The sequence below is a fragment of the Lysinibacillus sp. FSL M8-0337 genome (assembly GCF_038593855.1).
Lineage (GTDB): Bacteria > Bacillota > Bacilli > Bacillales_A > Planococcaceae > Lysinibacillus > Lysinibacillus sphaericus_D.
Genome location: NZ_CP151996.1, coordinates 4,029,943 through 4,049,235, shown reverse-complemented (window position 1 = coordinate 4,049,235; position 19,293 = coordinate 4,029,943). Strand labels below are relative to the sequence as shown.

17 protein-coding genes are annotated in these 19,293 nt (G+C 38.8%); 12 read left to right on the top strand and 5 right to left on the bottom strand.

Going from position 1 to position 19,293, the window contains the following annotated elements; translation table 11 throughout:
- Positions 1–82: 82 nt before the first annotated feature.
- From MKY08_RS19690 to MKY08_RS19660, 7 genes are all read left to right on the top strand, one after another.
- The gene (locus MKY08_RS19690; RefSeq protein WP_069511312.1) at positions 83–1,930 is read left to right on the top strand and encodes a bifunctional homocysteine S-methyltransferase/methylenetetrahydrofolate reductase; all 1,848 of its coding nucleotides are present in this window, start codon (positions 83–85) and stop codon (positions 1,928–1,930) included.
- Complete coding sequence (gene metH, locus MKY08_RS19685; RefSeq protein WP_069511311.1) at positions 1,923–5,354, top strand: methionine synthase; 3,432 nt, start codon at positions 1,923–1,925, stop codon at positions 5,352–5,354. The genes MKY08_RS19690 and metH overlap by 8 nt, the downstream gene beginning before the upstream one ends.
- A gap of 217 nt (positions 5,355–5,571) precedes the next feature.
- Complete coding sequence (locus MKY08_RS19680) at positions 5,572–6,072, top strand: GNAT family N-acetyltransferase (RefSeq protein ID WP_069511310.1); 501 nt, start codon at positions 5,572–5,574, stop codon at positions 6,070–6,072.
- Between the two features lie 192 nt (positions 6,073–6,264).
- Entirely contained in the window at positions 6,265–7,296 is a 1,032-nt protein-coding gene (locus MKY08_RS19675; protein WP_069511308.1) for a fatty acid desaturase, read from the top strand.
- A 343-nt stretch (positions 7,297–7,639) separates the two neighbouring features.
- The gene (locus tag MKY08_RS19670) at positions 7,640–8,590 is read left to right on the top strand and encodes a sensor histidine kinase (RefSeq protein ID WP_069511305.1); all 951 of its coding nucleotides are present in this window, start codon (positions 7,640–7,642) and stop codon (positions 8,588–8,590) included.
- Between the two features lie 16 nt (positions 8,591–8,606).
- Positions 8,607–9,212: a response regulator transcription factor gene (locus MKY08_RS19665; protein ID WP_069511304.1), complete on the top strand. Its 606-nt coding sequence runs from the start codon at positions 8,607–8,609 to the stop codon at positions 9,210–9,212.
- Positions 9,213–9,297: 85 nt separating this feature from the next.
- Entirely contained in the window at positions 9,298–10,014 is a 717-nt protein-coding gene (locus tag MKY08_RS19660; protein WP_069511303.1) for a 3-ketoacyl-ACP reductase, read from the top strand.
- Positions 10,015–10,327: 313 nt separating this feature from the next.
- On the opposite strand, the gene MKY08_RS19655 is transcribed toward MKY08_RS19660, so the two are convergent.
- The 3 genes from MKY08_RS19655 to MKY08_RS19645 form a co-directional block, all read right to left on the bottom strand.
- Positions 10,328–11,302: a proline dehydrogenase family protein gene (locus MKY08_RS19655; RefSeq protein WP_069511302.1), complete on the bottom strand. Its 975-nt coding sequence runs from the start codon at positions 11,300–11,302 to the stop codon at positions 10,328–10,330.
- Positions 11,303–11,377: 75 nt separating this feature from the next.
- Positions 11,378–12,130 (bottom strand): iron export ABC transporter permease subunit FetB, encoded by a 753-nt coding sequence (fetB, locus tag MKY08_RS19650; RefSeq protein ID WP_069511301.1) that lies wholly within the window; start codon positions 12,128–12,130, stop codon positions 11,378–11,380.
- Positions 12,127–12,858: a phosphate ABC transporter ATP-binding protein gene (locus tag MKY08_RS19645; protein ID WP_069511299.1), complete on the bottom strand. Its 732-nt coding sequence runs from the start codon at positions 12,856–12,858 to the stop codon at positions 12,127–12,129. The genes fetB and MKY08_RS19645 overlap by 4 nt, the downstream gene beginning before the upstream one ends.
- Positions 12,859–12,979: 121 nt before the next feature.
- Here MKY08_RS19645 and MKY08_RS19640 point away from each other — a divergent pair, with 121 nt between their 5' ends.
- Positions 12,980–13,480 carry a methylated-DNA--[protein]-cysteine S-methyltransferase gene (locus MKY08_RS19640; RefSeq protein WP_069511297.1) on the top strand — a complete coding sequence of 167 codons (501 nt, stop codon included), beginning with the start codon at positions 12,980–12,982 and terminating at the stop codon, positions 13,478–13,480.
- 92 nt (positions 13,481–13,572) lie between these two features.
- Here MKY08_RS19640 and MKY08_RS19635 read toward each other — a convergent pair whose 3' ends face one another.
- Both MKY08_RS19635 and MKY08_RS19630 read right to left on the bottom strand, forming a co-directional pair.
- Positions 13,573–14,868 carry an ammonium transporter gene (locus tag MKY08_RS19635; RefSeq protein ID WP_069511296.1) on the bottom strand — a complete coding sequence of 432 codons (1,296 nt, stop codon included), beginning with the start codon at positions 14,866–14,868 and terminating at the stop codon, positions 13,573–13,575.
- Between the two features lie 13 nt (positions 14,869–14,881).
- A complete protein-coding gene (locus MKY08_RS19630) occupies positions 14,882–15,223 on the bottom strand; it encodes a P-II family nitrogen regulator (RefSeq protein WP_024363978.1) in 342 nt (113 codons plus the stop codon).
- 311 nt (positions 15,224–15,534) lie between these two features.
- Between MKY08_RS19630 and MKY08_RS19625 the strand changes: the two genes are divergently transcribed.
- The 4 genes from MKY08_RS19625 (at position 15,535) to MKY08_RS19610 (ending at position 19,290) form a co-directional block, all read left to right on the top strand.
- Complete coding sequence (locus MKY08_RS19625) at positions 15,535–17,004, top strand: nicotinate phosphoribosyltransferase (protein ID WP_069511295.1); 1,470 nt, start codon at positions 15,535–15,537, stop codon at positions 17,002–17,004.
- 15 nt (positions 17,005–17,019) lie between these two features.
- A complete protein-coding gene (gene nadE, locus MKY08_RS19620) occupies positions 17,020–17,844 on the top strand; it encodes an ammonia-dependent NAD(+) synthetase (RefSeq protein WP_069511287.1) in 825 nt (274 codons plus the stop codon).
- Positions 17,845–17,998: 154 nt separating this feature from the next.
- Complete coding sequence (locus tag MKY08_RS19615) at positions 17,999–18,319, top strand: NAD synthetase (protein ID WP_069511285.1); 321 nt, start codon at positions 17,999–18,001, stop codon at positions 18,317–18,319.
- A 326-nt stretch (positions 18,320–18,645) separates the two neighbouring features.
- Positions 18,646–19,290, top strand: coding sequence for a nitrous oxide reductase accessory protein NosL (locus MKY08_RS19610; protein ID WP_069511283.1), 645 nt, complete (start codon positions 18,646–18,648; stop codon positions 19,288–19,290).
- Positions 19,291–19,293: the final 3 nt, after the last annotated feature.

Below are 19,293 nucleotides of genomic sequence, written 5' to 3'. Positions count from 1 at the left end.
AATTGCGATTCGTTAAAGCCTTCTTTTTTGTAAAAGAAGGCTTTTTATATTTTGGATACAAGGAAAGAGAGGGCTACGATTTATGGGATTGCTAGAAAAGTTAAAAACACATGTGCTTACCGCGGATGGAGCCATTGGTACTGTATTATATGGCTACGGCTTAGAGTACTGTCATGAGGAAATGAATGTACAGAGACCGGAGTTAATTGAAAAAATTCATAGAGAATATATAGCTGCTGGTGCAGATGTCATTCAGACCAATACTTACGGTGCAAATGCGATTAAATTAGCACGTTACGGCTTAGAATCACGGGTTCAACAATTTAATGAAGCGGCAATCACGATTGCAAAACGAGCGGCAGCTGATGGCGGGCAATTTGTTTTAGGGACAATTGGGGGCATCCGTGGCATTCGTAAAAGTGATGCTACATTAGAGGAAATATTATTGACTGTTGAAGAACAAGCAAATGTGTTACTTGCAGGCAATCCTGATGGTCTTTTACTTGAAACGTATTATGATTTTGAAGAGTTAAGTGCAACATTAAAAATGTTACGTGGTAAAACAGAGCTACCAATTATTGCACAAGTATCCATGCATGAGCCGGGTGTGTTGCAAAATGGAATGACGTTAAATCAAGCATTACATGAGTTACAAGCTCTTGGTGCAGATGTAGTAGGCGTCAATTGCCGTTTAGGTCCCCATCATACAATTCAAGCATTTGAAGGTGTGGAGATTCCTGATAAAGCATTTATGTCAGCATATCCAAATGCGTCGCTACTAGATTTAGAGGATGGGCGTGTCGTGTATGAGTCAGAAGCTGATTATTTTGGACGTGCAGCAGTTGCATTGCGTGACCAAGGTGTTCGTTTAATCGGTGGATGTTGTGGTACAACACCTAAGCATATAGCAGCTGCGAAGAAATATTTAGAAGAGTTAACGCCTGTTGAAGCAAAGTATACGAAACCTGAAAAAGTAGAGATTGTACGGGAAGCGGAACCTGCGACATATGAACCGCTACATGAAAAGGTGAAGCGCGAACGCTCGGTTATCGTAGAGTTAGATACTCCGAGACATCTAGAAATTGATGGTTTTATTCAAGGGGCAAAAAAATTATACGACGCAGGCGCAGATGTCGTGATGATGGCTGATAATTCGCTTGCATCTCCCCGCATTAGTAATGTCGCTATGGGTGCGCTATTAAAGGAAACACATGGTGTACGACCGTTGACGCATATTACGTGCCGTGACCGTAACTTAATTGGCCTACAGTCCCATTTAATGGGGTTAAATGCACTTGGCATTCATGATGTTTTAGCGGTTACTGGAGATCCCACAAAGGTAGGAGACTTCCCAGGTGCCACAAGTGTTTATGATGTTTCATCCATGGAGCTTATTCAATTAATTAAACAGTTAAATGAGGGGATATCATTTTCTGGTAAGCCACTTCGTAAGAAAGCAAACTTTTCTGTTGCGGCAGCATTTAACCCGAATGTTCGTGTATTAGATCGGGCAGTAGCTCGCTTAGAGAAAAAAATCGAACATGGTGCAGATTACTTTATTTCACAACCTGTTTATACAAAAGAGAAAATTGTAGAAATTTATGAGGCAACAAAGCATTTAGATGCTCCAATTTATATCGGTATTATGCCAGTAACGAGCTATAAGAGCGCCGAGTTTTTACACCATGAAGTACCAGGGATTAAATTATCAGACGATGCACTATCACGTATGAAGGCGTGTGGTGAAGATAAAGAACGTTCAACATTAGAAGGGATTGCAATTGCCAAAGAGTTAGTAGAAGTAGCGGCAGAATATTTCAATGGTATTTATTTAATTACACCGTTTTTACGCTATGATATGACGCTTGAATTAATGAAATTTATCGGACAATTGGATGAACAGAAAAAAGGAGTAAGTATAGATGGCTAAGCACTTGATTGAAGAGCAACTAGAGAAACGAATTTTAATTCTGGATGGCGCAATGGGTACAATGCTTCAAAATGAAAACTTATCAGCAGAAGATTTTGGTGGTGAGGAGCTTGATGGTTGTAACGAGAATCTTGTATTAACGAGACCCGATGTGCTTGAAAAGGTTCATCGAAAATATTTAGAAGCTGGTGCGGATATCATTTGTACAAATACGTTTGGCGGTACACCTCTCGTATTAAACGAATATAATCTTGGGGCTAAGGCAGAAGAGATTAATAAACGTGCTGTGGAAATTGCACGCAAAGTAGTAGATGAGTTTTCTACTCCAGAATGGCCACGTTTCGTTGCGGGAGCGATGGGTCCAACAACGAAAACATTATCAGTCACTGGCGGTATTACCTTTGATGAACTAGAAGAAAACTTTTATGTACAGGCAAAGGCTTTAATTGAAGCGGGTTCAGATGTACTGCTACTTGAAACGAGTCAGGATATGCTCAATGTAAAAGCAGGGACACTAGGGGTGTCACGTGCGTTTGAAGAGACGGGCAAAGAATTGCCTGTTATGATTTCCGGGACGATTGAACCGATGGGTACAACATTAGCAGGGCAAACTATTGATGCTTTTTACATATCAATCGAACATATTAAGCCACTTTCAGTCGGTTTAAACTGTGCAACTGGTCCAGAATTTATGACTGACCATATTCGTTCATTAGCGGAGCTTTCTACTGGTTATATTAGCTGTTATCCAAATGCTGGTTTGCCAGATGAGGAAGGTTGCTATCATGAATCACCCGAATCCTTATCACTAAAATTAAAAGGTTTTGCTGAAAAAGGCTGGCTGAATATTGTCGGTGGTTGTTGTGGGACAACACCAGCCCATATTGCAGCAATTAGAGAAGTACTGAAGGACGAAAAGCCACGTCAATTGCCTGAAGCTACACATGGTCATGTCGTATCTGGTATTGAACCTTTAGTGTACGATGATTCAATGCGTCCATTATTTATTGGGGAACGAACAAATGTTATTGGCTCTCGAAAATTTAAAAATTTAATCATTGATGGTAAATATGAGGAAGCGGCGGAAATTGCACGTGCGCAAGTGAAAAATGGTGCACATGTTATCGATATTTGTTTAGCGAACCCTGACCGAGATGAATTGGCGGATATGCGTGGCTTTATGCAGGAAGTTGTGAAAAAAGTTAAGGTTCCACTCGTTATTGACTCCACAGATGAAAAAGTAATTGAGGAAGCTTTGAAATTTTCTCAAGGGAAAGCCATCATTAACTCTATTAACCTAGAGGATGGAGAAGAACGTTTTGACGCCGTAATGCCATTAGTGAAAAAATATGGTGCTTCTTTAGTTGTTGGTACGATTGATGAGCAGGGGATGGCAGTAGATCGTCATCGTAAATTAGAAATTGCTGAGCGTTCTTACCAATTATTAACGGAGAAATGGGGCTTAGCGCCAGAAGATATTATTTTTGACCCGTTAATGTTCCCGGTAGGTACTGGAGATGAACAATATATTGGATCAGCACTTGAAACAATCGAGGGCATTCGTCTTATCAAAGAAAAAATGCCACGTACGTTAACGGTACTCGGTGTCAGTAATATTTCTTTCGGCTTACCACCAGTTGGTCGGGAAGTTCTTAACGCTGTTTATTTATATCACTGTACACAGGCGGGCTTGGATTACGCGATTGTAAACACAGAGAAATTAGAGCGCTATGCATCAATTCCTGAAGCGGAAATTAAGCTAGCAAATGATCTATTGTTTAATACAAATGATGAAACATTAGCGGTTTTCACTGATTTCTATCGTGATAAAAAGAAAGAGAAAACAGAAGCGGATATTCCGAAAACGGTGGAAGGACGCTTAGCTTACTATATTTTAGAAGGAACAAAAGAGGGGCTTATTGAAGACTTAGATGCCGCTCGTGAAATTTTTGAGGCGCCGCTGGATATTATTAATGGGCCGCTGATGGAAGGGATGGCTGAGGTTGGTCGTTTATTTAACGATAATCAGCTTATCGTCGCAGAAGTATTACAATCAGCGGGTGTTATGAAGGCTGCTGTAGCACATCTTGAGCAATTTATGGAGAAAAATGAGGACAGTGCCGGCAAAGGTAAAATGGTGCTTGCCACTGTAAAAGGTGATGTCCATGATATTGGCAAAAACTTAGTAGATATTATTTTAAGTAATAATGGCTACAAAGTCGTTGATTTAGGTATTAAAGTCACGCCAGCTCAGTTAATTGAAACGATTCGTAAAGAAAAACCTGATTTCATCGGACTATCTGGCTTACTCGTTAAATCCGCTCAGCAGATGGTCATTACCGCACAAGACTTTAAGGCTGCTGGCATTGATGTGCCGATTCTAGTAGGAGGCGCAGCATTGTCTCGACGCTTTACAGAAACGAAAATTGCCAATGAATATGAAGGACCTGTTATTTACTCTAAAGATGCGATGCAAGGGCTAGAGCAAGTGAATCTGTTAATGGGTACAGAGACGCGAGAAAACTTTTTAGCTGAAATAGCGGAGTCCCGCCAAAAACGATTAGAAGCAGATGAGAAACGTGCAGCACGACCTGCGAAAGAAATTACAGTGAAGCCTGTACGTACTGTGAAAGATGCACCGGTGTTCCTGCCAGCGGATGTTCGCCGTCATGTGAAAAAGGATTACTCGGTGTCGCATCTATATCCATATGTCAATATGCGAACATTACTAGGTCATCACTTAGGACTAAAAGGACAAGTGCAACAATTACTAGATGCAGGGGATGCGCGAGCAACAGAATTAAAAGCATTGGTGGATGATTATTTACAAAGTGATCTATTAAAACCTTCAGGCTTGTATCAATTCTTCCCAGCACAAGCTGATGGAGATGATGTCATCGTTTATGATCCTGCCGATAGTAAAACGGAAATTGAACGCTTTACTTTCCCTCGCCAACAGGTGGAACCATTTATGTGTTTAGCAGATTTCTTGAAAACTGTAGAAAGTGGAGAAATGGACTATATTGCATTGATGGTTGTCACAGCTGGTCAAGGTGTAATGGCGACAGCTCGTCAATTAAAAGAAGAAGGGAAGTTCCTTGAAAGTCATGCCCTTCAATCAACGGCTCTTGAGCTTGCCGAGGGCTTTGCGGAACGTATGCACCAAGAAATTCGTGATCAATGGGGCTTCCCTGACAACACAGATTTCACGATGCGTGACCGTTTTGCTGCGAAATATCAAGGGCAACGTTTCTCATTTGGCTATCCTGCATGTCCAAATTTGGAGGACCAAGAGAAATTATTTGGTTTGCTCAAACCAGAAGATATCGGGGTTCAATTAACAGAAGGCTTTATGATGGAGCCAGAAGCTTCCGTATCTGCAATAGTTTTCGCGCACCCAGATGCGAGATATTTTAACGTGTAATTTTGCTAAAAATGCTTTATCTTTATGAAGAACGCTTTAACGGTCAACGATTAAAGTACATGTGAGCAACGGATATTACGGATTTTGAACGGGCAATATCCAAGCCTGCTCAAAATCCGTGTTTCCTTTGTGGCTTGTCGAATGGACTATTTGTGCAATGCATACCCTGCTGTTATCGGTGGGGTTCTATTTCTTTTTAGGTGAGGACGTGAACTGGATGATTCGATTTATGGAAGAAAAAGATTTACCTGAGGTTTTAGCTATTTATAACGATATTATTTTAACGAGTAAAGCGGTATATAGGTATGAAATACAATCGCTAGATGAAAAAAAGCAATGGTTTCATGCGCAACAAGCAGCGGGTAACCCGTTGTTAGTTTTTGAGGAAGATGGAGTAGTGGCGGGTTTTGCAAATTACAGTCAGTTCCGCCCTTATCCAGGTTATAAGCATACGATGGAGCATTCGGTATACGTACACAAGGACCATTATCAGAAAGGCATTGCCAGTAAGTTAATGCATCAATTGATTGATATCGCAGAGAAACAGGGTGTGAAGACTTTGGTTGCCGGTATCGATGGCGAAAATATTGCCAGTATTAAGGCGCATGAGAAGCTAGGCTTTGAATATGCAGGGACAATTAAAAATGCGGGATACAAATTTGAAGAGTGGTTGGATTTAGTATTTTATCAATTGCATTTAACGGGACCTAAAAAGTAATAAGGCAGCGCTAATCAAGTAACATCAGCATCGCTAACGTGCTGAAATAACCTTAGCGGAGAGCGAAATTTTATAGAGTTGTCTTTTAAGTATGACAAATGTCATATGCTTTTTATGATGTTTGCGTCTGTTGCTCGCTATACTCTTGTTTTATGATGAGATCATAAGCAAAAGGAAACGAGGGAAAAAGGAATGGCAATAGATAAAGAAAAAACGAAAAAATTGCGCCAAGATGTAGCGCCATTTGCGAAATCGGACACAGGTAAAAGTGTTTTTCAAATGGTTAACACAATAGCGCCGTTAATCGTCCTATGGATTGCTGGTTATATGTTAGTGGATGTTTCGCCATGGTTAACTGCAGGTTTAAGTGTTATTTCTGCTGGTTTTGTCGTAAGAACATTTATCATTTTCCATGATTGTACCCACGGTTCATTTTTCAAAAGTAAAAAGGCAAACGACTGGGTTGGCTTATTAACTGGGGTAATAACATCGTTCCCTTATGAAAAATGGAAGCGTGAGCATACAATTCACCATGCAACAAGCTCGAACTTAGATAAGCGCGGTATTGGTGATATTGATATGATGACAGTAGAAGAATATTTACAATCTTCTAAAGGTCAACGATTATGGTATCGTTTTTATCGTAATCCACTTGTAATGTTCGGCTTAGGTCCTTTATATATGGTATTAGTTTTAAATCGTTTTAACCGAAAAGATGCGAAGCAAAAAGAGCGTATGAATACGCATTTAACAAATATTATTATTGCTGGCATTTGTGCAGGACTCATTTACTCTATGGGTTGGCAAGCGTTTTTATTAGTTCAGGGTGTTACTTTATTTATTGCTGGTGCATTAGGAATTTGGTTATTCTATATCCAACATACGTACGAAGATTCTTATTTCGAGCATGACTCTGAATGGGATTATGTGAAAGCCGCAGTAGAAGGTAGTTCTTACTACAAATTACCGAAGTTATTACAATGGATAACAGGTAATATCGGCTTCCACCATGTGCACCATTTAGCTCCGCGTGTACCGAACTATAATCTTGAAAAAGCGCATAAAGAAACGCCACCATTACACACGGCTACTACAATTACGTTACGTACAAGCTTAGAATCGTTACGCTATAAATTATACGATGAAGAACTTGGCAAATTTGTCTCTTTTAAAGAAGTCAATGAAATTATAAAACGAAAAACGAAAGGCAGTATTGCTGCTTAGTCGTAAACAGCCATCTCTTCTTAGGAGGTGGCTGTTTTACATAAATAAGGATAGGCTCGTATGAAAGTCACTGTATGGCAATGGACGGGCGCAAATATGCTTTTCTTGATATAATATAGGGAAAAGTAGGAAAGAGCGTGAGATTATGATGAGGAAACGGCATAGTATCATTCCGAATAGTCCTATGCTCAGCGTTTATTTATGGATTATTTTTTGTTTTCTCCCGTTTTTCTTTATATTTAGAAAATCATCGTATATTGAAATATCAATAGGCATTACTTTTTTAATGCTCTATTTTATTTTTTACCGATTTTCTGTGAACGCTAAAAACGGGCTTGTCTATATGTGGATTAGCTTTGAGATGGTCATTAATATTACGTTGACTATATTGTTCGGCTATGTGTATTTATCGATTTTTACAGCCTTTTTCATTGGAAATATCCGTAGACCTGTTGGCTTTTACATAATGTATGGGCTTCATATCGGTTTTACTGTGATATCTACAGGATTTGGTTTCTTTGTTGAGCTACATTTATTTTTATCACAGCTTCCATTTGTCGTTTTAACGATTTTGGCAGTGGTGCTTCTACCGTTAACAATTTATTCGAAAAATAAGCGTGAAAATTTAGAAGGGCAATTAGAAACTGCAAACGAACGAATTGCCGAATTAATTGTCTTTGAGGAACGGCAACGTATAGCAAGAGATTTACATGATACGCTCGGTCAAAAATTATCCATGATTGGCTTAAAAAGCGATTTAGCTTCTAGACTTATTGCACGTGATCCTCAGCAAGCATTAATCGAGATAAAAGATATTCGTCAAACAGCTAGTATTGCTTTAAAAGAGGTACGAGAATTAGTATCGGATATGCGGACAAATAAATTTGAAGATGAGCTTATGCGTATTTCTCAAATTTTAAAAGCGGCTGAAATGGAATTTGTTTTTGAGGGGGATAAGGACTCCTTACGTGTCCCACCACTTGTAGAGAATGTGTTGTCTATGTGTTTGAAGGAAGCCGTAACGAATATTGTCAAACATAGCGGCGCAACCAAATGTGAAATAGCCTTCCACCAAAACTTTAAAGAAGTACACTTGATTGTTCGTGATAATGGACAAGGCATTACGAAAAAACAGGCATTGAAAACAGGTAACGGCTTAAAAGGGATGCGCGAACGTTTAGAGTTTATTAATGGCACATTTAAAATAGAAAGTGAAAATGGCACTACTTTAACGGTATCGATTCCAGTGACCATTACACATCAAAAGGTTGCAGAAAATCTGAAGAACCTATAGAAAAGAGGGTTATGACATGATACGAATTGTAATCGCTGAAGATCAGGGGATGCTGTTAGGCGCACTTCGTTCCTTACTTAGTATGGAGGAAGATATGGAAGTTGTCGGTTTAGCCAAAAATGGTGAGGAAGCATTGGTGCTTGTAGCAGAGCACCAGCCGGATATTTGTATTATGGATATTGAAATGCCGGTGAAAACTGGGCTTGATGCGGCTGAAGAATTACATGGTTCTGACTGTAAAGTTATTATATTAACAACCTTTGCAAGACCTGGCTACTTTGAACGAGCAAGAAAAGCAGGTGTACGAGGTTACTTACTAAAGGATAGTCCTATCGAAGAATTGGTTAGTGCCATTCGAACAATTGTCGATGGCAAACGCATTTACGCACCCGAGCTGGTTGACTTTGTCTATGAGGATGATAGTGAGAATCCGTTAACTGAGCGCGAAAGTCAAGTGTTGACACTTGTGGCAGAAGGTAAAACGACGAAGGAAATTGCGGCTGAGTTATTTTTATCGGCAGGAACTGTACGTAACTATATTTCCACCATTTTAGAGAAGCTTCATGTGGGCAATCGGATTGAAGCGATTGCACGCTTTAAGGAAAAAGGATGGAATAAATAAGTCTTCTGAATGTACTTTTCAAGGATGAATAGGTATGCTAAACAACAGAGATTTTTCTATCACTACTTATAAGGGAGCAAGATATATGCAAACGATTACTGGTAAAACAGCTTTAATAACTGGTGCAGGTCGTGGTATTGGCCGTGCAACAGCCATCGCCTTTGCGAAAGAGGGCATTAATGTTGGGCTTGTAGGACGCACATTAGAAAATTTACAACAGGTTGCTGACTTATTAAAGGCGTATGATGTCAAGGTGGCACTAGCTACAGCGGATGTAGCGAATTTACAATCTATCACAACAGCAGTAGAAAGTATTCGTGCTGAGTTAGGACCAATCGATATTTTAGTAAATAATGCGGGTATTTCAAAATTCGGTAAGTTTTTAGATCTTTCACCTGAAGATTGGACTAATATTGTAGATGTAAATGTCAAAGGTGTATATTACACAACACGTGCCGTCCTACCTGAAATGATTGAGCGTTCTTCCGGAGATATTATTAATATTTCATCTACCGCTGGTCAAAAGGGTGCTCCAATTACGAGTGCGTATAGTGCTTCGAAAGCGGCTGTTATTGGTATGAGTGAATCGCTGATGTTAGAAGTTCGCAAACATAACATTCGTGTTGTGACATTAACGCCAAGTACGGTTGCAACGGATATGGCAGTGGAATTACAATTAACTGATGGTAATCCGGAAAAGGTTATGCAAGCGGAAGATTTAGCAGACTTAATGGTCGCTCAATTAAAATTACATCCACGTGTTGTGTTAAAACATGCAGGCCTTTGGTCAACAAATCCTTAAAAAGTTGTTGTCCATCAAATGAAAAAAAGAGTTACCAAAAATGGTGACAAGATTAAAGGCATCAAGATTTCACTCTTGATGCCTCTTGTTATTTTTATAGTTAAGAAATGTTATTTGATACTAAGTTAAATGCATTTATTAGTTGATTGGAGCGGAGGGTGGGCGACTCCTGCGGGACAGCACAAAACGTAAGACGCAACAACCTGCGCGATAGCGAGGGTTGCGGCTTACGGTGTGCCCGCGGAAAGCGTCCGCCCGTAGCGGAAATCAACGGCAATAGTTAGCGCTATAAGTTTTTCTACAAGATTTTTTATTACTTTTTACGCTTTGTTAAACGTCCAAGTACGAATGCACCAGCTGCTACGGCAAGAACGGTATTCGTTTTTTTCGTAAATACTTGTTTTGTAACAAGGTTAAGGTTTTGCGGACGTTCCGCTAAACGACGCATAAAGTAACCGTACCAATCTTCGCCAAATGGTACGTAAACACAGAAGTTATAGCCTTCTTTCGCCAGCTCTTTTTGCATATCTGTGCGGAAGCCGTACAACATTTGGAATTCAAATTTATCGAGTGGAATATTATTATCTGCAACAAAGCGTTTAACATGCGCAATGACGTTATGGTCATGTGTCGCAATCGATGTGAATTTGCCGTGTAATAAATGATATTCAATCAATTCGATAAAGTTTAAATCAATATCTAGCTTATCTTGGAAAGCTACATCAGCAGGCTCTTTATATGCACCCTTTACGATCCGTAAGCGGTAGTTTTTGAATTTTTCGATATCGTCTTTAGCTCGGTAAAAGTATGATTGGATTACCGTTCCAACATTATTGAATGTTTTTGAAAGTTCTTCCACCATATCAAATGATGTTTGTAGACGACCGTAATTTTCCATATCAAAGTTAACAAAAATATCATAAGCTGCTGCTTTTTCTACAATCTCATATAGATTGTCATAGCAAAAATCAACATCAATGTCTAAACCTAATTGAGATGGTTTTAACGAAATATGCGCATCCACACCATTTTCATGAATGGCTTCAATGACAGCGAGGATTTGTTCCTTAGCTTTTGTCGCTTCTTCTTCATTGGCAACAAATTCCCCTAGATTATCCACTGTGCAAGAGATATTATGTGCGTTTAAATCTTTGATGCTTGCAATTGTTTCTTCTATATTAGTACCAGCTACCACACTTTGGGCACCTAATTTTAAGCCGTATTTTTTAGCAGTACTATTTAATAGTTGGTTTTCAGATAATTGGATGAAAAAATCGCGTAATAACATGGGTCATTCTCCTCACTGCATTTTTCTTACTAGTATAACATATTTATAGTAATTGTCATGATATCACGAAAACAATTATTCAACTTCCAACAATTGTAACCTTTCATTAAAAAGCGCAGGATAGCTTAAAAAACCTATCATTATGCTCGATAATGTTGCTGTTGTTAACAGGGCGAAAATAATTAATAATTGAAATTGTACTGCCTGTATAGGGTCTGCACCACCAATTATTTGGCCACTCATCATACCTGGTAATTGAACAAGCCCAATCGTTTTTTGGCTTTCGATGGTAGGGATCATGCTCGCTTTAATAGCATTGATTAATTGGCGATGAATGGCTTGCTTAGGTGTACCTCCTAGCGATAAGATGAGCTCAATTTCATTTTCGTGACTTGTAATTTCCGCAGTAAAGCGATTTAAAAATAAAATAGATAGTACCATGGAGTTGCCAATTAGCATTCCGCTAATAGGAATAATATACTGTGCAGTTGTAGGAACAATATCGAAACCGAGTAAAACGCCTTGTGTGACAATTTCCACCATTACAAGCGTAAACACTATTTTCCATGTAATACCCTTAATACCTTTTCCCTTTTTTCGGGCATTTAAAGTGGCAGCCACAATCATCAATGCCACCATTAGAAAAATATATATAATACTCCCTACATCGAAGACGAAATTTAAAATATAGCCGACTGCAAGCAATTGAATAATTGAGCGAATCGTTGCAATAATTGTGTCTTTTTCAAGCCCTAGCTTAAAAGTCTTTGATAGTACTAGCGGGATTAAAACAAAAATTAATGTTAGCGAAAGTGAAGTATAAGTCATGCGTTTACCCCCTGTATAAATTCAGCGACTCTTGGGTTAGTAGGGGCTTTCAATAACGAGCTTTCACCTGTTTCAATAAGCACTCCATCCATCATGACCCATGTGTAATGGCCGATCGAGAGCGCTTGCTGTAAATTGTGGGTAATCCAGATGATCGTAACATTATAATTTTTGTTTAATGATACGATAAGTGCCTCAATATCCTGTACAGATTGACGATCCAATGCAGAAGTAATCTCATCTAACAATAATATAGAAGATTGGTTAATGAGGGTACGTGCAATGGATACCTTTTGACGTTGTCCACCAGATAATTCATTAGTGGCACGGTGTAAAAAACTAGCATCGAGCCCGACATCTAGTAAATATTGAATGGCATCTTGTTGTGTGAGCTTTTTACCTTGTAGAGTGAGTGGAAGAGCCAAATTGTCAAATACAGTCCCAGCAATCATAGGTGCTGCTTGAAGGGCAATTCCGACATGCTTTCTTAATGTAGTTGGCTCATAGGTAGTGATTGTTTGATTGTCAATGAGTATAAGCCCGTCAGTTGGTGACAATAGTCCGTTACACATTTTTAATAAGGTTGTTTTGCCAGCGCCAGATGGGCCAACGAGCGTCGTAATTTTCCCTTTAGGAAATGAACCGGTAATTGACTTTAAAATAGCCTTATCTTTTACTGAAAAGCTCACTTGTTGAAGATGGATAGCGGGCTCGTATATCGTAGTCATGTAGTTGAAACTCCTTTATGCTAATAGGTAAAATAACTGTAGCATGAAATATTTGTTAACTACAGTTATTTTACCTTTTTGCAGTATACTGCTAATCATTATGTGTAAGGAGAATTTTATAATGACTATTTTATATGTAGATACACTAACATTCGCACAAGGCGAGATGTATATTATTGCGGCGAATGAAGGGCTTGTCTATCTTGGCACACCCAATACAGCATTTGATGAGGTGGAAAAGTGGGCTCAAAAGCACTTTAAAGGCTACAGTTTTGAAGAAAACAGTGAAAAGCTTAAGCCTTATGTTAAGCAATTCACAGCCTATTTTAATCGAGAGCTGACTGAGTTTAATTTACCGATACATGTGAAAGGAACAGCATTTCAACTAGCTGTCTGGGATGCACTCAAAGAACTTCCTTATGGAACAACTACAACATATGCTGCTATTGCAGAGCGAATAGGCAATCCAAAGGCTGTGAGGGCTGTTGGAAGTGCAATTGGTGCGAACCCGATATTAGCGATTATTCCGTGCCACCGTGTAATTGGGAAGAACGGTAAGCTAACAGGCTTTCGCAGTGGGTTAACGATGAAACAGTTCTTACTTGATTTAGAGAGAGAATAAATATAACAAAAAGAAACTGCTAGAGATCCGCGCAAATTGATACGGATAGCTAACAGTTTCTAGTGCCTTTTAATGGATAACGTATCTATTTTTTAGACATGTTTTTCGGTCACGTTTGTTTGTGTTTTGCCGATATGAGTTAAACGTTGTGCAAATGTTTCACCTTGTATAGCGGAGCTTTTAAAAATCTCTTGGTATTCATAAGCAGGTGTACCATGTTCGATCACATCTAGACCTGTAATTTCTTCTTCTGCTGATACACGTAAAGGGACAAATGCTTTAATGATATATAAGCCTGCTGTGACAGTAACGCTAACCCAAGCAATTGTAGCAATCACACCTATAGCCTGAATACCTAGTAAGCTAATGCCACCACCGTAGAACAGACCTTGACCACCAACATCAAATAGCCCAACTGCAAGTGTACCCCAAATACCACAAATACCGTGAACAGCAATTGCACCTACAGGATCATCTACTTTTAACTTCCATTCAATAAAACGGACACCTTCTACTAATAATGGTGCTGCGATTAAACCAATAATAAGTGAACCAACAATGCTGACGTTTGCAGCACCAGCAGTAATGCCTACGAGACCTGCTAATGCACCGTTAAGAGTTAAGGAGCCATCAATGTGACCGTAGCGGAAATTTGTATAGAATGCAGTGGCAACAACGCCAGCCGCTGCTGAGAAAAATGTATTGGCAATTACTGTTGGAACAAGTGCAGGGTCTGCTGCTAACGTAGAGGCACCATTAAAGCCGAACCAACCGAACCAAAGTAAGAATACACCTAATGCGCCGATAGGAATACTATGACCAGTAATAACGTTAACACGTCCATTTTCGTATTTACCTAGACGTGGTCCAACCATTATGGCTGCTATAAACGCAGCTACTGCACCAGTTAAATGGACAACAGTAGAACCAGCAAAATCGATAAAGCCGAGGTCAGTTAACCAACCTTGACCGCTCCATACCCAATGTCCTACTACAGGATAAACAAGTATTGTCATCAGTATAATGACACCGATATAAGCAAAAATATTTGTACGTTCTGCTACTGCACCAGATAAGATAGTCGCTCCTGTGGCAGCAAACATTGTTTGGAAAATAAAGAAGGAGAGGTCATCTACACCATTTAAAGCGAAACCACTTGTTCCGAAGAAGCCTCCTGCTGTGTCGCCAAACATAATGGCATATCCACATAGGAAATAAACAATCCCACCAAGCGATATGGTTAAGAAATTTTTCATAATAATGTTAACTGCATTTTTAGAACGAGTAAAACCTGCCTCGACCATTGCAAAACCTGCATGCATAAAGAATACTAAAATTGTACCAAGCATAATCCAAACTAAATTTACAGATAATATAACGTCATCCATAACTATCTCCCCCTTATTCTACAGCAATTGATCCGACTTCTTTAGTACGGATACGAATTGCCTGTTCTACTGGATAAATGAAAATTTTCCCGTCTCCAACTTTACCAGTTGCAGCATCGCGCAATAAAACTTCCACAATAGCATCAACTTTTTCATCATCGATGATCATTTCTAATTTCAATTTTGGTAAAAACTCAATTTCATAGGCATTGCCTCGAAACAAACCTGTATGACCTAATTGACGACCGCAGCCAGCGATTTCAGAAATACTTAAACCTGCAATGCCTACTTTTGCAAGTCCGTCTCGTACAGCCCCAAAAACTTCCGGACGAATAATGGCCTCTATTTTTTTCACTCACAACAGCTCCTTGCGTAAATTTAATTTACATATTATAGCGAGTCGATAAATGGCGCAATTGTTTTTTTTATTACTATGTTAGGTTATATTACATGATATATTTCGTCTTTCGTAGTAGTTTACTAAAAAGCTATATATAAAAGGAATGAAAGCGGTGCTAAAATTTGTGTCTAAAATGTGAACTGTTCAAAATTTTCTGACTATATATGTTAGGAAACCTAACATAGGTACGGAAAAGTGTAAAACGCAAGATTTTGGGTATATAGTGTATACTAGGACTAATTATGAAAGTGGAAGAAGGGATTCCTATGAGATCGAACTATGCTGACGACAGCTTAGCGCTACACACAGACTTGTATCAAATTAATATGGCAGAGTCTTATTGGGCTGATGGCATACATAATAGAAAAGCGATTTTTGAATTATATTTTAGAAAATTACCATTTGGAAATGGCTTTGCCGTATTTGCTGGATTGGAACGCATGCTTGAGTATTTACGAGATTTTCGCTTTAGTGAGTCAGATATCGCGTATTTACGTGAAGAGGTTGGATATAAAGAAGACTTCATTGACTATTTAAAAAATATTCGCTTTACAGGCGATATGTATTCAATGGTGGAAGGGGAGCTCGTTTTTGCCAATGAGCCAATTGTACGCATTGAGGCACCTTTAGTTGAAGCACAACTAATTGAGACGGCGCTATTGAATATTGTCAATTACCAAACACTAATTGCCACTAAAGCAAGTCGTATTAAGCAAATCGTTAAAGATGAAATGGCGATGGAGTTTGGTACACGTCGAGCGCAAGAAATGGATGCGGCTATTTGGGGAACTCGTGCAGCCTTTATAGGAGGGTTTGCTTCAACTAGTAATGTGCGTGCAGGAAAACTATTTAACATTCCGGTAGCTGGTACTCATGCTCATGCACTTGTGCAGGCTTACAAAAATGATTATGATGCATTTCACGCTTATGCGAAACGTCATCGCAACTGCGTATTTTTAGTGGACACCTATAACACGCTGAAATCTGGAGTGCCGAATGCGATAAAAGTGGCAAAAGAACTTGGTGATAAAATTAATTTTATTGGTATTCGTTTAGATAGTGGCGATATTGCTTTCTTGTCAAAAGAGGCACGTCGTATGTTAGATGAAGCAGGCTTCCATGATGCCAAAATTGTTGTCTCTAATGATTTAGATGAATATACGATTTTAAACTTGAAAGCGCAAGGTGCCCGCGTAGATATGTGGGGAATTGGTACAAAATTAATTACAGCTTACGATCAGCCTGCATTAGGGGCTGTCTATAAAATGGTCGCTATTGAAAATGATGAAGGCCAGCTAGAGGACACGATTAAAATTTCTGCTAATGCTGAAAAAGTTTCAACTCCTGGTTTGAAAAGTGTTTATCGTATTATTGACCGTAAAAACGGTAAAGCAGAGGGTGATTACATTACGATGTATGACGAAGACCCTCAATCCGAAGAGCGAATAAAGATGTTCCACCCTGTTCATACATTCGTATCAAAATTTGTCACGAATTTTGAGGCGAAAAATTTGCATCAGCATGTCATTAATAATGGGGACGTAATTTATGACAATCCAACGTTAGAAGAGATGCGTAATTATGCAGCTGACAATTTAGAATTGCTATGGGATGAATATAAACGTGCTATGAATCCAGAGGAATATCCAGTCGATTTAAGCCAAAAATGCTGGGATAATAAAATGCGAAATATTGAAGAAGTACGAGAAATGGTCGATCGAATTGTAAAAGACTAAGGAGTGGAAGAGGTTATGGCATTACAACAGCAAATTATTACCGAATTAAAAGTTTTGCCAACAATTGATGCACAGGAAGAAATTCGTAAATCCATTGATTTTTTGAAGGTATATGCACAAAAATATAGCTTTGTAAAAGGGTTTGTACTTGGTATATCAGGTGGTCAAGACTCTACGTTAACCGGTAAATTAGCTCAACTAGCAGTTAATGAGTTAAATGAGGAAGCGGGCGAGCAAAAGTATTCGTTTTGGGCAGTGCGTTTACCATATGGTATCCAAAAGGATGAACAAGACTGTCAGGACGCTATTGATTTTATTAAGCCTACGACTACTTACACGGTCAATATTAAGGAAGCGGTTGATGCTAGTGTTCGTGCTTTAGCTGATGCTGGAGTTGTGCTTAGTGATTTTGTAAAAGGTAATGAAAAAGCAAGGGAACGCATGAAAGTACAATTTTCTATCGCTGCTATGAATAGTGCTGTTGTGTTAGGAACAGACCACGCGGCGGAGGCAATTACAGGTTTCTTTACAAAATATGGTGACGGTGGAGCCGATTTAATGCCTATTTTCCGTCTGAACAAGCGTCAGGGGAAACAATTATTAGCGGCGCTTGATTGTCCAGAGCATCTGTATTTAAAAGTTCCGACTGCTGACTTGGAAGAACATCGTCCATCATTGCCAGATGAAGTGGCGCTTGGAGTAACTTATGAGCAAATTGATGATTATTTAGAAGGGAAGCAAATTCCTGACGATGCTCGTGAACGATTAGAGCAACATTATTTACGCTCTCAACATAAACGCCATATGCCAATTACAATTTTTGATAATTTTTGGAAGTAACGCTTACGAGAATAGAGTTGTTCAAAAGTGATAGATACTTTTTGAATAATTCTATTCTTTTTTATATATTTGGTTCTGTTTGCTTAATTTCTTGCATATAATGTCGATATAAATACCTATAAAGTAAGTAAAATGAAAAGGAGGGTAACTAATTATGAGGACTTCTAGAGTAAATGCGACGACAGGTAGCACTTTTCGTAATGAACAACAGTATTTACATGCTGGTGATATTAGTCATAACTTTAGCCACCATACACAGCAACAATTTAAAAAAAGTTTGCAAAAAAATAAAGAACAAAAGCAATCAAGTAATAAGAGGCCAATGCAGCAACAACGTTTTAATCAGCTAGAACCGATTTTTGCGGAAAGCGGAGGCAATGTTCAAATTCACAATGAACTAAATGAAACAGCTGGAAAACTGAGTCGTCTTAGTAAGCTAAAGAAGCGCCACAATAGTTACCGTACCTCTATATAGCAAAACAAGTTCGAGAACATGGGTTGTTGATTGTGGCGACTTTACTAAAGAACACCAACCAATCGCCAGTAAAAGTCAGTGAATCAAAGACCCGCCCGTAGCGGACAACAACGGCAAGTGTTAGATTGATTGCAGTCAATCTAACACTTTTTCTCTTTTGTCCTCGCTTTTTTAATCGTTTTAGTTTGTAAGAGAATACTTTGACTTCAAGACGTTCGCAAAGTAGTCATATAGATTTTTCCGAATCTTCACAGAGGTTTTCATCTTATTTCACATCTGATCTGTAAAATACTAGGTAGTAACAGAAAAGAATTGGGGGAGCAATAGTGAAGAAATTATGGTTACCAGTACTAGCTACGTTACTAATATTGACAGCGTGTGGTACTGAAAAGGCAGAAGTGAAGGAAGAAAAAGCGAATTCAGAAGTTGCATCGAAAGAGTCTGAAGTGAAAGATGAATCAGTGCAAGTTGCTTCTTTAGTAGATCCACGATTACAAGAACCACAAGAAGATACAGTTTGCGAAATGTGTAATATGAAGGTTTATATGAAAGACCATGAAATGGGTGTATTTTCTGCTCAAGCGATTAAAGCAGATGGTACAATTGCGTTTTATGATGACATTGGCTGTTTAGTCAATGCAGAGGTAGCGAATAACGAGAAAAATGATAAGTTTGTACGTGATTATAATACAAAAGATTGGGCGAAGGTCGAAGATGTCACAATCGTGAAAACAGATTTAAAATCACCAATGAACTGGGGATATATCTATTTCATTAACAAAGCGGATGCAGACAAGTATTTAGCTGAAAATCCAAAAGCGCATGTAGAAGAATTACAAAAAATTAAAGACGATGCATTAGAGCGCCGTAAAAAGAAAATGCAAGAAAACGCTGAAAAGGAAGCTAATGGAGAATCCGATAAAATGAATATGGAAGAGATGAATCATGAAAGTGATGACCATAATCATTAATAC

Excerpts from the sequence above, each read along its gene's own strand:
- MKY08_RS19690 (WP_069511312.1), top strand. The coding sequence starts at position 83 with ATGGGATTGCTAGAAAAGTTAAAAACACATGTGCTTACCGCGGATGGA.
- metH (WP_069511311.1), top strand. The coding sequence starts at position 1,923 with ATGGCTAAGCACTTGATTGAAGAGCAACTAGAGAAACGAATTTTAATT.
- MKY08_RS19680 (WP_069511310.1), top strand. The coding sequence starts at position 5,572 with ATGATTCGATTTATGGAAGAAAAAGATTTACCTGAGGTTTTAGCTATT.
- MKY08_RS19675 (WP_069511308.1), top strand. The coding sequence starts at position 6,265 with ATGGCAATAGATAAAGAAAAAACGAAAAAATTGCGCCAAGATGTAGCG.
- MKY08_RS19670 (WP_069511305.1), top strand. The coding sequence starts at position 7,640 with ATGTGGATTAGCTTTGAGATGGTCATTAATATTACGTTGACTATATTG.
- MKY08_RS19665 (WP_069511304.1), top strand. The coding sequence starts at position 8,607 with ATGATACGAATTGTAATCGCTGAAGATCAGGGGATGCTGTTAGGCGCA.
- MKY08_RS19660 (WP_069511303.1), top strand. The coding sequence starts at position 9,298 with ATGCAAACGATTACTGGTAAAACAGCTTTAATAACTGGTGCAGGTCGT.
- MKY08_RS19655 (WP_069511302.1), bottom strand. The coding sequence starts at position 11,302 with ATGTTATTACGCGATTTTTTCATCCAATTATCTGAAAACCAACTATTA.
- fetB (WP_069511301.1), bottom strand. The coding sequence starts at position 12,130 with ATGACTTATACTTCACTTTCGCTAACATTAATTTTTGTTTTAATCCCG.
- MKY08_RS19645 (WP_069511299.1), bottom strand. The coding sequence starts at position 12,858 with ATGACTACGATATACGAGCCCGCTATCCATCTTCAACAAGTGAGCTTT.
- MKY08_RS19640 (WP_069511297.1), top strand. The coding sequence starts at position 12,980 with ATGACTATTTTATATGTAGATACACTAACATTCGCACAAGGCGAGATG.
- MKY08_RS19635 (WP_069511296.1), bottom strand. The coding sequence starts at position 14,868 with ATGGATGACGTTATATTATCTGTAAATTTAGTTTGGATTATGCTTGGT.
- MKY08_RS19625 (WP_069511295.1), top strand. The coding sequence starts at position 15,535 with ATGAGATCGAACTATGCTGACGACAGCTTAGCGCTACACACAGACTTG.
- nadE (WP_069511287.1), top strand. The coding sequence starts at position 17,020 with ATGGCATTACAACAGCAAATTATTACCGAATTAAAAGTTTTGCCAACA.
- MKY08_RS19615 (WP_069511285.1), top strand. The coding sequence starts at position 17,999 with ATGAGGACTTCTAGAGTAAATGCGACGACAGGTAGCACTTTTCGTAAT.